General features: G+C 70.0%; 10 protein-coding genes and 1 tRNA gene. All 11 read left to right on the forward strand.

All coding sequences use genetic code 11. The features are described 5' to 3' along the window. Window positions 1-407 precede the first annotated feature (407 nt). On the forward strand, window positions 408-1538 hold the full coding sequence (dnaN, locus tag ACYVOO_RS01480; RefSeq protein WP_461013832.1) for a DNA polymerase III subunit beta: 1131 nt from the start codon (window positions 408-410) through the stop codon (window positions 1536-1538). Between the two features lie 230 nt (window positions 1539-1768). Next, window positions 1769-2647: a phosphogluconate dehydrogenase (NAD(+)-dependent, decarboxylating) gene (gene gnd, locus ACYVOO_RS01485; RefSeq protein ID WP_453344255.1), complete on the forward strand. Its 879-nt coding sequence runs from the start codon at window positions 1769-1771 to the stop codon at window positions 2645-2647. Between the two features lie 58 nt (window positions 2648-2705). Continuing rightward, complete coding sequence (gene recF / locus ACYVOO_RS01490; RefSeq protein WP_461013833.1) at window positions 2706-3821, forward strand: DNA replication/repair protein RecF; 1116 nt, start codon at window positions 2706-2708, stop codon at window positions 3819-3821. Next, the gene (locus tag ACYVOO_RS01495) at window positions 3818-4471 is read left to right on the forward strand and encodes a DciA family protein (protein WP_461013834.1); all 654 of its coding nucleotides are present in this window, start codon (window positions 3818-3820) and stop codon (window positions 4469-4471) included. The genes recF and ACYVOO_RS01495 overlap by 4 nt, the downstream gene beginning before the upstream one ends. A gap of 285 nt (window positions 4472-4756) precedes the next feature. Next, on the forward strand, window positions 4757-6814 hold the full coding sequence (gene gyrB, locus ACYVOO_RS01500; protein WP_461013835.1) for a DNA topoisomerase (ATP-hydrolyzing) subunit B: 2058 nt from the start codon (window positions 4757-4759) through the stop codon (window positions 6812-6814). 55 nt (window positions 6815-6869) lie between these two features. Continuing rightward, window positions 6870-9497, forward strand: coding sequence for a DNA gyrase subunit A (gene gyrA, locus ACYVOO_RS01505; protein ID WP_461013836.1), 2628 nt, complete (start codon window positions 6870-6872; stop codon window positions 9495-9497). Window positions 9498-9500: 3 nt separating this feature from the next. Beyond that, window positions 9501-10190: a DUF3566 domain-containing protein gene (locus ACYVOO_RS01510; protein WP_461013837.1), complete on the forward strand. Its 690-nt coding sequence runs from the start codon at window positions 9501-9503 to the stop codon at window positions 10188-10190. Window positions 10191-10446: 256 nt separating this feature from the next. Further along, window positions 10447-10520 (forward strand) — tRNA-Ile (locus tag ACYVOO_RS01515). A gap of 111 nt (window positions 10521-10631) precedes the next feature. Beyond that, window positions 10632-11174 carry a flavoprotein gene (locus ACYVOO_RS01520; protein ID WP_461013838.1) on the forward strand — a complete coding sequence of 181 codons (543 nt, stop codon included), beginning with the start codon at window positions 10632-10634 and terminating at the stop codon, window positions 11172-11174. Between the two features lie 423 nt (window positions 11175-11597). Then, a complete protein-coding gene (locus ACYVOO_RS01525) occupies window positions 11598-11732 on the forward strand; it encodes a DLW-39 family protein (RefSeq protein ID WP_212732741.1) in 135 nt (44 codons plus the stop codon). A 290-nt stretch (window positions 11733-12022) separates the two neighbouring features. Beyond that, window positions 12023-13399: a hypothetical protein gene (locus ACYVOO_RS01530; RefSeq protein WP_461013839.1), complete on the forward strand. Its 1377-nt coding sequence runs from the start codon at window positions 12023-12025 to the stop codon at window positions 13397-13399. Window positions 13400-13404 lie beyond the last annotated feature (5 nt).

Below are 13404 nucleotides of genomic sequence, written 5' to 3' on the forward strand. Positions count from 1 at the left end.
ATTGGGCTGTGGGAAAGGTGGGTAAAACTGTGGGCGCCGCTGTGGGGAAGTCCGGTCCGCCTGTGCATCGGGTGTGGGTAACTTTCCGGCGTCCACAGGACCCCCCGTTCCCTCCACCGCTCCGCCCACAGGGCCGGTGGACAAAATTCCGGGTCTGACCTGCGGAAACGCGGTTATCCACGGTTTCCACAACCCCTACTACTACGACCACAGAGTTAGACAGGGAACTTCGCTTCGAAGTGGGGGCTGTGCACAACTCGGGCCGACGGCTTCCTACCCCGTCGGCAACGACTTGACCCACACCCGCACCGACTGTCAGCGACGTGCGTCAGACTGGTCCCCGGCAACGAGCCGACGACGACAGGCCAGCAGGGCGAGCAGCCAGCAACAGCAGGAGGCGGCTGAAGGTGAAGATCCGGGTAGAGCGCGATGTTCTCGCGGAGGCGGTGGCCTGGGCGGCGAAAAGCCTTCCCGCCCGTCCGCCGGTGCCCGTCCTCGCGGGCCTTCTGCTCAAGGCGGAGGAGGGCTCGCTGAGCCTCTCCGGCTTCGACTACGAGGTATCGGCCCGCGTCTCGGTGGACGCCGAGGTGGACGAGGAGGGCACGGTTCTCGTGTCCGGGCGGCTGCTGGCGGACATCTGCCGTGCGCTGCCCAACCGGCCGGTGGAGATCTCCACCGACGGTGTGCGGGTGACCGTGGTCTGCGGTTCCTCGCGATTCACACTCCACACACTCCCTGTGGAGGAGTACCCGGCGCTGCCGGAGATGCCCAACGCGACGGGCACGGTCCCCGGCGAGGTCTTCGCCTCGGCCGTCTCGCAGGTGGCCATCGCGGCGGGCCGTGACGACACGCTGCCGGTGCTCACCGGTGTGCGGATCGAGATCGAGGGCGACACGGTCACCCTGGCCTCCACCGACCGCTACCGCTTCGCGGTCCGCGAGTTCCTGTGGAAGCCGGAGACGCCGGACGCGTCCGCGGTCGCGCTGGTCCCGGCGAAGACGCTGCTGGACACGGCGAAGTCCCTCAGCGGCGGCGAGAGCGTCTCGCTGGCGCTGTCCGGGTCCGGCTCGGGCGAGGGCCTGATCGGCTTCGAGGGCGCGGGCCGGAGGACGACGACGCGGCTCCTGGAGGGCGACCTCCCGAAGTACCGCACGCTGTTCCCCACCGAGTTCAACTCGGTCGCGGTGATCGAGACCGCGCCGTTCGTCGAGGCCGTCAAGCGCGTGGCCCTGGTGGCGGAGCGCAACACCCCGGTCCGGCTGAGCTTCGAGCAGGGCGTGCTCACCCTGGAGGCCGGTTCCAGCGACGACGCACAGGCTGTGGAGCGCGTCGACGCCGATCTGGAGGGCGACGACATCTCGATCGCCTTCAACCCCGGCTTCCTCCTGGAGGGCCTCAGCGCGATCGACTCCCCTGTGGCGCAGCTCTCCTTCACGACGTCGACGAAGCCCGCGCTGCTGAGCGGCAAGCCCGCGAAGGACGCGGAGGCGGACGACGCGTACAAGTACCTGATCATGCCGGTGCGGCTGTCCGGCTGAGCCGGGCGTGAGAGGCGGACCACGGCGCTCCGGCTGGGAGCGCGAGGGTCGTCCCTCGCAAGGTCGCAGCATGCCGGTGCGGCTGTCCGGCTGAGCTGCGGTTCCGTCGGGTCGGGCGGGCCCTTCCTGGCCCCGACGGGCCTCGGATGAGCGGTGGGAGCCCACAGGTGTGCACGCACCTGTGGGCGTAGGCTCGGGCTCAGGTACGAATCGTGAAAGAAGGGGCACTGATGGAGCTCGGTCTCGTCGGTCTCGGCAAGATGGGCGGCAACATGCGCGAGCGCATCCGCCGCGGAGGCCACACGGTCATCGGCTATGACCGGAACCCGGACATTGCCGATGTCCACAGCCTCGGAGAGCTGGTGGACAAGCTCAAGGGGCCGCGTGTGGTCTGGGTCATGGTCCCGGCGGGTGACGCCACCCAGTCCACGGTCGACGAGCTGGCCGAGCTGCTCTCCCCCGGCGACATCGTCGTGGACGGCGGCAACTCGCGCTGGACGGACGACGAGAAGCACGCGAAGGAGCTGGCCGAGAAGGGCATCGGCTTCGTCGACTGCGGCGTCTCCGGCGGCGTCTGGGGCCTGGAGAACGGCTACGCGCTGATGTACGGCGGCGACGCCGAGCACGTCGCCAAGGTCCAGCCGGTCTTCGACGCACTCAAGCCCGAGGGCGAGTTCGGCTCCGTCCACGCGGGCAAGGTCGGCGCAGGGCACTTCGCGAAGATGGTCCACAACGGCATCGAGTACGCGATGATGCAGGCGTACGCCGAGGGCTGGGAGCTGCTGGAGGCGGCGGACTCGGTCACCGACGTGCGGGAGGTGTTCCGCTCCTGGCAGGAGGGGACCGTCATCCGCTCCTGGCTGCTCGATCTCGCCGTCAACGCGCTCGACGGCGACGAGCACCTCACCCAGCTCCGCGGCTACGCGGCGGACTCGGGCGAGGGCCGCTGGACGGTGGAGGCGGCGATCGACAACGCGGTGCCGCTGCCCGCGATCACCGCGTCGCTCTTCGCGCGCTTCTCCTCGCGGCAGGACGACTCGCCGCAGATGAAGATGATCGCCGCACTGCGCAACCAGTTCGGCGGCCACGCGGTCGAGAACACGAAGTAAGCGCGCAGCACTGGCGCGCGGCACACGCGCACAACGGGGCAGGAGGCCGGAGCGGACCGTGCACGTAACGCATCTTTCGCTGGCCGACTTCCGCTCGTACGCCCGGGCCGAGGTTCCCCTCGACCCGGGCGTCACCGCGTTCGTCGGCCCGAACGGCCAGGGCAAGACCAACCTCGTCGAGGCTGTCGGCTATCTCGCGTCGCTCGGCAGCCACCGGGTGTCCTCGGACGCGCCGCTGGTGCGGATGGGCGCCGAGCGGGCCGTCGTACGGGCGCAGGTGCGGCAGGGCGAGCGGCAGCAGCTGGTCGAGCTGGAGCTGAACCCCGGGCGCGCGAACCGGGCCAGGATCAACCGGTCCTCGCAGGTCAAGCCGCGTGACGTGCTGGGGATAGTGCGCACCGTGCTGTTCGCGCCCGAGGACCTGGCGCTGGTGAAGGGCGATCCGGGGGAACGCCGCAAGTTCCTCGACGAGCTGATCACCGCGCGCTCGCCCCGGATGGCCGGGGTCCGCTCGGACTACGAGCGGGTGCTCAAGCAGCGCAACACCCTGCTGAAGTCGGCCGCGATGGCGCGCCGGCACGGCGGCAAGGGCATGGACCTCTCGACGCTCGACGTGTGGGACCAGCATCTGGCACGCGTCGGTGCTGAGCTGCTGGCGCGGCGCCTGGAGCTGATCGGCACGCTCCAGCCGCTCGCTGACAAGGCGTACGAGCAGCTCGCGCCCGGCGGCGGGCCCGTCGCGCTGGAGTACAAGGGCGCGGTCACGGGCAGCGCGCCCGAGGAACTGTACGGCGGGCTGCTGGAGGCGCTGGCCGAGGCCCGTAAGCAGGAGATCGAGCGCGGCGTGACCCTCGTGGGCCCGCACCGCGACGATCTGGTGCTGAAGCTGGGCCAGCTTCCCGCGAAGGGGTACGCGTCGCACGGCGAGTCCTGGTCGTACGCGCTCTCGCTGCGCCTGGCCTCGTACGACCTGCTCAAGAGCGAGGGCAACGAGCCGGTGCTGGTCCTGGACGACGTGTTCGCCGAGCTGGACGTGAAGCGCAGGGCGCGGCTGGCCGAGCTGGTGGCGCCGGGCGAGCAGGTGCTGGTGACGGCTGCCGTGGAGGAGGACGTGCCCGGCGTGCTGGAGGGGGCCAGGTTCGCGGTGTCGGAGGGCGAGGTCGCGCGCGTATGACGCCCAGGAGCGGAAGCGGCGACGGCGGCGGTCCTGGTGGCGGACCCGGGGAGAATCCTTCCGCCACGGGCTCGGGCTCGGGCCCGGGCACCGGGTCCGGCCCAGGACCGGACGACGGCTCCGGCGGCCCCGAGCAGAAGCCCACCCCCGAGCCGACGGGCGTCGATCTGGCACGCGTGGCGCTCCGCGCCGCCAAGGAGCAGGCCCGCGAGCGCGGGGCCGCCGCGCAGCAGAAGAAGCAGGTGCGCCGCGGCGCGGGACCGCGCTCCGGAGCCCGCAGGGACGGGCGCGACCCGATGTCGCTGGGCGCGGCCGTGCACCGGCTGATCACCGAGCGCGGCTGGGAGGCCCCGGCCGCCGTGGGCGGCGTGATGGGCCGCTGGCCGCAGCTCGTGGGCGCCGAGGTGGCGCAGCACTGCGAGCCGCAGCGGTACGACGAGGAGGAGCGCGCCCTCACTGTGCGCTGCGACTCGACGGCCTGGGCGACGCAGTTGCGGCTGCTGGCGCCGAGGCTCGTGGCCCGGCTGAACGAGGATCTCGGTCAGGGCACCGTAAAAGTGATCAAGGTACGGGGGCCCGAGGCGCCGCACACGCGCTACGGCCCGTTGCGCGCTCCTGGCAGCAAGGGCCCCGGCGATACGTACGGGTGACGTACGGGTGAGCTGTTGACCTGCGGGGCGAGGGCAGATTTCCGTGACCGCGCTCACCGTAATGGAACGTTGACAGGCCGAAGCTCTGAGCGCCCTTGTGAGCCTCTTAGCCCCCCGGTCCGCATATGGGGAGTCGGCGGACGCCAGTTCAGGGCGGCACATGCGGACTCAGGTACCGGCAAACCCCCATTCACGTTGCCGCCCCCGGTACACTGGAAGCGAACCCGCCTTGTTGCGGAACATGTCGAACGACGCAGCCGCTCCGTCCTGCCCAGGAGACGGCCTGTGCTGTGCCAGAAAGGGCGCTTCGTGGCCGATTCCGGCAACCTCAGCGAGAACGAGAAGAACCCCTCCGATATCGGCGACTCCCCGGCGCCCGTGCCCGTGGCCGAGCCCGAGGCGCCGTCGTACGACGCCAGCGCGATCACGGTCCTGGAGGGCCTTGAGGCGGTGCGCAAGCGGCCCGGCATGTACATCGGGTCCACCGGCGAGCGCGGTCTCCACCACCTGGTGTACGAGGTCGTGGACAACTCCGTCGACGAGGCGCTGGCGGGGCACGCCGACACCATCGACGTGACGCTGCTCGCCGACGGCGCCGTGCGCGTCGTCGACAACGGGCGCGGCATCCCCGTGGGCATCGTGCCCTCGGAGAACAAGCCGGCCGTCGAGGTCGTCATGACGGTGCTGCACGCGGGCGGCAAGTTCGGCGGCGGCGGGTACGCGGTCTCCGGCGGTCTGCACGGCGTGGGCGTCTCCGTCGTCAACGCGCTGTCCCAGAAGGTCGCCGTCGAGGTCAGGACCGACGGCTACCGCTGGACGCAGGACTACAAGCTGGGCGCGCCGACGGCTCCGCTCCAGAAGAACGAGGCCACGGACGAGACCGGGACCTCGGTCACGTTCTGGGCCGACGGTGAGATCTTCGAGACCACCGACTACTCCTTCGAGACGCTGGCCCGCCGCTTCCAGGAGATGGCGTTCCTGAACAAGGGACTCACCATCACGCTGACGGACGAGCGTCCGGAGCACGTGGACGAGGAGGGCAAGCAGCTCTCCGTCCGGTACCACTACGAGGGCGGCATCTCCGACTTCGTGAAGTACCTCAACTCGCGCAAGGGCGAGCTGGTCCACCCCACGGTGATCGACTTCGAGGCCGAGGACAAGGAGAGGATGCTCTCCGTCGAGGTCGCGATGCAGTGGAACAGCCAGTACAGCGAGGGGGTGTACTCCTTCGCGAACACGATCCACACGCACGAGGGCGGCACCCACGAGGAAGGCTTCCGCGCGGCGCTGACGGGTCTGATCAACCGCTACGCGCGCGACAAGAAGCTGCTGCGCGAGAAGGACGACAACCTCACGGGCGAGGACATCCGCGAGGGCCTGACGGCGATCATCTCGGTCAAGCTCGGCGAGCCCCAGTTCGAGGGCCAGACGAAGACGAAGCTGGGCAACACCGAGGCGAAGACCTTCGTCCAGAAGATCACCCACGAGTACTTCACGGACTGGCTGGACCGGAACCCCAACGAGGCGGCGGACATCATCCGCAAGGGGATCCAGGCGGCCACGGCGCGGGTCGCCGCCCGTAAGGCGCGGGACCTGACCCGTCGCAAGGGCCTGCTGGAGACGGCGTCGCTGCCGGGCAAGCTGAGCGACTGCCAGTCCAACGACCCCGCCAGGTGCGAGATCTTCATCGTCGAGGGTGACTCGGCGGGCGGCTCGGCCAAGTCAGGCCGCGACCCCGAGTACCAGGCGATCCTCCCGATCCGCGGCAAGATCCTGAACGTGGAGAAGGCGCGGATCGACAAGGTCCTCCAGAACACGGAGGTCCAGGCGCTGATCTCGGCCTTCGGCACGGGCATCCACGAGGACTTCGACATCAGCAAGCTCCGCTACCAGAAGATCATTCTGATGGCGGACGCCGATGTCGACGGCCAGCACATCAACACCCTGCTGCTGACGCTCCTCTTCCGCTTCATGCGTCCCCTGGTCGAGGCGGGGCACGTGTTCCTGTCGCAGCCGCCGCTCTACAAGGTCAAGTGGGGCCGCGAGGAGCACCAGTACGCGTACTCGGACCGCGAGCGCGACAGCCTGATCGCGCTGGGGCGCGAGCAGGGCAAGCGGATCAGGGACGACTCGATCCAGCGCTTCAAGGGTCTCGGTGAGATGAACGCGGAGGAGCTGCGCATCACCACGATGGACCAGGAGCACCGGGTCCTGAAGCAGGTGACGCTGGACGACGCGGCGGCCGCCGACGACCTGTTCTCCATCCTCATGGGCGAGGACGTGGAGGCGCGGCGCTCGTTCATCCAGCGCAACGCCAAGGACGTCCGCTTCCTCGACATCTGAGCACGTCGGCCCACTCGGACAGGTGCCGCACACACAGAAGGACTTGAGCTAAGCAATGGCCGACGAGACCCCCCCCACTCCCGAGACCCCCGAAGCTCCCGAGGTGCCCGAGGTTCCGGAAGCGCCCGAGGGCGACCCCGCTCCCGTGGAGCTGGAAGGCGCCGCCGCCCGCGTGGAGCCGGTGAGCCTTGAGACCGAGATGCAGCGGTCGTACCTCGACTACGCGATGAGCGTGATCGTCTCGCGTGCGCTGCCCGACATCCGCGACGGCCTGAAGCCGGTGCACCGCCGGGTGCTGTACGCGATGTACGACGGCGGGTACCGCCCCGAGAAGGGCTTCTACAAGTGCGCCCGCGTCGTCGGCGACGTCATGGGTACGTACCACCCGCACGGCGACTCCTCGATCTACGACGCGCTGGTCCGCCTGGCGCAGCACTGGTCGATGCGGATGCCGCTGGTCGACTCCAACGGCAACTTCGGCTCGCCGGGCAACGACCCGGCCGCCGCCATGCGGTACACCGAGTGCAAGATGGCGCCGCTGGCCATGGAGATGCTCCGGGACATCGACGAGGACACCGTCGACTTCCAGGACAACTACGACGGCCGCAACCAGGAGCCGACGGTCCTCCCGGCGCGCTTCCCGAACCTGCTGATCAACGGCAGCGCGGGCATCGCGGTCGGCATGGCCACCAACATCCCCCCGCACAACCTGCGCGAGGTCGCCGCCGGCGCCCAGTGGTACCTGGAGCACCCGGACGCGAGCAACGAGGAGCTGCTGGAAGCGCTCATCGAGCGCATCAAGGGCCCCGACTTCCCGACCGGCGCGCTGATCGTGGGCCGCCGGGGCATCGAGGAGGCGTACCGCACGGGCCGCGGCTCCATCACCATGCGCGCCGTGGTCGAGGTCGAGGAGATCCAGGGCCGCCAGTGCCTGGTCGTCACCGAGCTGCCGTACCAGGTCAACCCCGACAACCTCGCGCTGAAGATCGCCGAGCTGGTCAAGGACGGCCGGGTCGGCGGCATCGCTGACGTGCGGGACGAGACCTCGTCGCGTACGGGGCAGCGCCTGGTGGTCGTGCTGAAGCGGGACGCGGTCGCCAAGGTCGTCCTCAACAACCTCTACAAGCACACCGACCTCCAGACGAACTTCGGCGCCAACATGCTGGCCCTGGTGGAGGGCGTACCGCGGACCCTGTCCCTGGACGCGTTCATCCGGCACTGGGTGAACCACCAGATCGACGTCATCGTCCGCCGCACGCAGTACCGGCTGCGCAAGGCCGAGGAGCGGGCGCACATCCTGCGCGGCCTGCTCAAGGCGCTCGACGCGATCGACGAGGTCATCGCGCTGATCCGGCGCAGCGACACGGTGGACGTCGCGCGCGGCGGCCTGATGGAACTGCTCGCGATCGACGAGATCCAGGCGAACGCGATCCTGGAGATGCAGCTCCGCCGCCTGGCGGCACTGGAGCGGCAGAAGATCACCGCCGAGCACGACGAGCTCCAGAAGAAGATCAACGAGTACAACGCGATCCTCGCCTCCCCCGCCCGTCAGCGGGAGATCATCGGCGAGGAGCTGACGGCGCTGGTCGAGAAGTTCGGCGACGACCGCCGCACCCAGCTCATCCCCTTCGAGGGCGACATGTCCATCGAGGACCTGATCGCCGAGGAGGACATCGTCGTCACCATCTCGCGTGGCGGCTATGTGAAGCGGACGAAGACCGAGGACTACCGGGCGCAGAAGCGCGGCGGGAAGGGGGTGCGGGGCACGAAGCTGAAGGAGGACGACATCGTCGACCACTTCTTCGTCTCCACCACGCACCACTGGCTGCTGTTCTTCACCAACAAGGGCCGGGTCTACCGCGCGAAGGCGTACGAGCTGCCGGACGCGGGCAGGGACGCGCGCGGCCAGCACGTCGCGAACCTGCTGGCCTTCCAGCCGGACGAGCAGATCGCGCAGATCCTCGCCATCCGCGACTACGAGGCGGTGCCCTATCTGGTGCTCGCCACCAAGTCGGGCCTGGTGAAGAAGACCCCGCTCAAGGACTACGACTCGCCGCGCTCCGGCGGCGTCATCGCGATCAACCTCCGTCAGATGGACGACGGCCGCGACGACGAGCTGATCGGCGCCGAGCTGGTCTCCCCGGAGGACGATCTGCTGCTGGTCAGCAGGAAGGCGCAGTCGATCCGGTTCACCGCGACGGATGATTCGCTGCGCCCGATGGGCCGTGCCACCTCGGGTGTGAAGGGCATGAGCTTCCGCGAGGGGGACGAACTCCTCTCGATGAATGTCGTCCGGGCGGGTACTTTCGTCTTCACCGCCACCGATGGCGGTTACGCGAAGCGCACGAACGTGGACGAGTACCGCGTACAGGGTCGCGGCGGCCTCGGTATCAAGGCCGCCAAGATCGTCGAGGACCGCGGTTCACTGGTCGGCGCGCTGGTGGTGGAGGAGAGCGACGAGATCCTCGCCATCACGCTCAGCGGTGGAGTGATCCGTACGCGGGTCAGCGAGGTCCGGGAGACCGGTCGTGACACCATGGGCGTTCAACTGATCAACCTGGGCAAGAAGGACGCGGTCGTCGGCATCGCACGTAACGCCGAGGCCGGTCGTGAGGCCGAGGAAGTGGAAGCGGCTGTGGAGCCCGGCGAGGAGCCCCCGGCCCCGTCGAACGACGAGGAGTAAGGCGTGAGTGGTGCGCAGCCACAGCCGCGGACACAGAGCGGTAAGTCGTCCGGGAAACGGTCGACCGAGAGCCGCTCGCAGTCGCAGTCGCGGACCCGGTCGGAGGCGCAGCCTCAGCCACAGCCCCAGCCGCAACCGCAGCCCCAACCGCAGCCAGAGCCACAGCCGCACCATCCGCCGCAGGCGTACCCGGCCCCTCCCTCGGGCGGGTCGGGTGGCTCCGGCGGATCGGGCGGCTCGGGTGGGTCCGGCGGGTCCGGCGGTGGCGGAGACACCCGAGGCGGGGTGCGCAGGCCGCGTACGGGCGCCCGTACGGTGCCGCGCACGCGCAAGGCACGGCTGCGGGTGGCCAAGGCCGACCCGTGGTCGGTGATGAAGGTCAGCTTCCTGCTGTCGATCGCCCTCGGACTGTGCACGGTCGTGGCCGTCTCGGTGCTGTGGATGGTGATGGACGCGATGGGCGTCTTCACCACCATCGGCGGCACGGTGAGCGAGGCGACGGGCTCGGGCGACGGCGGCGGCTTTGACCTGGAGTCGTTCCTGTCGCTGCCCCGGGTGCTCCTGTTCACCTCGGTCATCGCGGTGATCGACGTCATCCTGGCAACGGCCCTGGCCACGCTGGGCGCGTTCATCTACAACCTCTCCGCGGGCTTCGTGGGCGGGGTCGAGCTGACGCTGGCCGAGGACGAGTAGCTCGTCTCGGGCCCGCGCGGCGAGGGGACGCCCCTGGCGGTCCCTCACAGGGGCCTCCTGCCCCTCCGCTGTCCCTACGGTCGCGGTGCCTCCGGGCGCCGCGACCGTTCGCGTGCGGGGCCTCGGGGGCGGCTCCGGAGCCGTTCCGGGGGCGGTACGCGGCCGGGGCCGGGGCGGGGCCGGGAGGCGCCCGGGGGCGGTCGCGGAACCGATTTGGGAACGCGGGCTGAAGTGCGCTAATCTTTCGGTGCAGCGCGCGGCTATAGCTCAGATGGTTAGAGCGCATCCCTGATAAGGATGAGGCCCCTGGTTCAAGTCCAGGTAGCCGCACAGCAGTAGGCCGGAAGGTCTCGACGCCCGGTCCCTCTTCGGAGGGGCCGGGCGTTCTGCGTTGGTGAGGGCTTCGGTGAGAAGCCCGGTGCCGCGTGATGGGATGCCGGGATGGAAGACCGCGTGCTGTATCTGTTCGGCTCCGCCGCGCCGCCCGTGCTCGATATCGAGGACGTCGTCCGCGATGCGCAGGGGCGGGGGTGGACGGTGTGTGTCGGGCTGACGGGGACCGCCGGGCTGTGGCTGGAGGGGCGGGTGCCCGCGCTGGAGGAGCGGACCGGGTATCCGGTGCGGAGTGCCGTGCGGATGCCGCGGGAGACGGAGGTGTGGCCGCGGGCCGATGTCGCCGTCGTGGCTCCGGCGACGCTGAACACGGTCAACACCTTCGCGCTCGGGCTCACCCCGGACTTCGTGTCCGGCTACGTCGCGGAGGGCATCGGGAAGCGGTGGCCGCTGGCGGTGATGCCGTGCGTGAACGCGGCGTACGCCACGCATCCGCAGTTCGGCCGCAGCGTCGAGACGCTGCGCCGGGCCGGGGTGCGGATGCTGTACGGGGAGGGCGGCTTCGTGCCCCGGCCGCCAGGGGAGGGCAGGCCGCACGAGTACCCGTGGCACCTCGCGCTCGACGCCGCGCGGGAGCTTGTCGACGGTTAGCCCCGCCGTGCCCCCGGCGACTCACGTCATGTTTCACGTGAAACAGCGTCGTGCGGGGCTACGCGTCCGGGAACTGGCAATTGTTCGGGGAATTCGATGATGTCGGAGAGGGATAAAGGAATCCGCGAAATACGGAGTCGGGCAGTCCGGGGCGGGTGCGCCGGCAGGGACGCGTGGGCCGAGGGATAACCGGAAACACGGTGTGACCTGCGCGGATGCGGCGAAGGCGGGGGCAGTGGGGTGGAAATCGTGGCGCGTTTTTCTAAAGATCGCGCACCCGGTGTGAGGCCCGGCCGTCGGACGGTGACCTACGGACATGAGGAGATCATCTTCGGGCGGGCCGACTGCTTTGTACGGGAGGGTGGTTGGGTATCATCGGGCGCCAGAAGGTCCCAACGTCTCTCAGAAGGACGAGGTAGCGCGGTGAAGAAGCTTCTCCTGGTCGCACTGGCCGCCGTCGGCGGGCTCCTCGTGTACCGCCAGATCCAGGCGGATCGCGCCGAGCAGGATCTGTGGACGGAGGCGACCGACTCCGTGCCCGCAGGTTCGGGTGTGTGACCCACAGACACTCATCGAGCGAGGCCCCGACCGCGTGGAAGCGGTCGGGGCCTCGCTCGTGTACAGGGCTCCCCCGCGAGGCGCTTCGGCGGACGCCTGTGGCGTGAGTGACGCGGATGACGCGGGTGACGTGGGGATACCGGCGGACGGCGGTGGGCGCTGCGGTGCAGGATGGAGCCGCCGCTGAACGGCAGTCGAGGGAACGGCAGGGGTGGCGCGTGGCACTGACATCTTCCGGGGGACGCTCCCCGAACGCCCATGAGTGGGCGGCCGTACGAGGGACCGGTGGCGTGCCCGGCGGCACGGCGGCGGTGCTGGCGCTGTGCCTGGTCGCCGCGCTGCCCGGATCAGCGCTGGCGGCGGGCGAAGCGGGCGGGGCCGACGTGCCCGGGTACGGGATCGCCGAGGACGCGCGGCAGATCAAGGGCGCGGCCAGCAGCGGGGACGGACCCGAGCTCAAGCCGGGCACCTACCGGGACACGATCGGGCGGGGCGAGAAGCGGTACTACAGCGTCAACCTCGACGCGAAGAGCAGCGCCTTCCTGTCCGCCGTGGCGGCGCCCGAGCCGGGGTCGAAGGTCGGGACCGTCGGTGAGGGGCTGGAGATCAGCCTGGAGACGGTCGACGGGGACGAGTGCGGCTCGGACGACCCCCAGTTCCGCGCGGGCGGACGGTCGTACCCGATAGCCGGTACCGCCTCGCGGCTCATGGGCGAGGACGACGAGTGCCAGAAGGCGGGCCCGTACCTTCTCTCCGTCGAGCGCGTGGGCTCCGACACGTCGGGGCGAGGGCGCTGGCCGCTGGAGCTGCGCTACATGTCCGAGCCGGGTCTCAAGGGCAGCGTGCCCACCGCGCCGGGCGACAACGGCGCGGACGACGAGCCGCCCACACCTGTCACCGGGAGCGCCAAGAAGCAGGCCAACGGCGGCACCGGCTTCAACGACGCGGGCGCGCTCTCCACAGGGGTGTGGAAGGACGCCATCGAGCCGGGCGAGACCCGTTTCTACCGGGTGCCGGTCGACTGGGGGCAGCGGCTGAACACCAGCGTGGAGCTGAGCAGTTCCAGCGAGGGCGGCGAGTTCCCGCCCACCGTCTTCAACGCGCTCGGCCTCACCGCGTACAACCCCGCACGCGGACAGCTCGAGGACGACGACTTCACCGACTACCACGCGGAGTCGGCGTCCGTCGGCGCGTACACCCCTGTCGTGGACTTCGGGAACCGCTTCGCGAACTCGGGTGCCGAGGCGCCCTTCGCGGGCTGGTACTACCTGGAGGTGACGGCCTCCCCCGAGCTGGCGAAGTACTTCAAGAAGTCGGCGCCGCTGACCCTCCGCGTGGATGTGCGGGGCAAGGCGAAGGAGGCTCCCGCGTACGACGGGGACGCGGTGGCCGCCGGGTTCGGCGTCAGCGAGGACGACAGGGAGCAGGCGGAGGAAGGGCTCAGCGCGGCGGAGGCCGAGCGGAGCGGCACCCTCCGGACGGTGGCCGTCACCGGCATCGGCGTGGGGGCCGGGCTGATCCTGGTACTGGTCGCCTGGACGCTGATCGCGCGGCGGCGGGCGGGGCGCGACGCGACCGTCACGTCCGCGCCTCATCCCCAGCAGCCCCAGAATCCCCAGCAACCTCAGCCGTACGGGTATCCGCCGTCGGGAAACGGCTGGCAGTGAGAGGG

Source organism: Streptomyces daliensis (assembly GCF_054782395.1).

Excerpts from the sequence above, each read along its gene's own strand:
- gyrA (WP_461013836.1), top strand. The coding sequence starts at position 6,870 with ATGGCCGACGAGACCCCCCCCACTCCCGAGACCCCCGAAGCTCCCGAG.
- gnd (WP_453344255.1), top strand. The coding sequence starts at position 1,769 with ATGGAGCTCGGTCTCGTCGGTCTCGGCAAGATGGGCGGCAACATGCGC.
- ACYVOO_RS01520 (WP_461013838.1), top strand. The coding sequence starts at position 10,632 with ATGGAAGACCGCGTGCTGTATCTGTTCGGCTCCGCCGCGCCGCCCGTG.
- ACYVOO_RS01495 (WP_461013834.1), top strand. The coding sequence starts at position 3,818 with ATGACGCCCAGGAGCGGAAGCGGCGACGGCGGCGGTCCTGGTGGCGGA.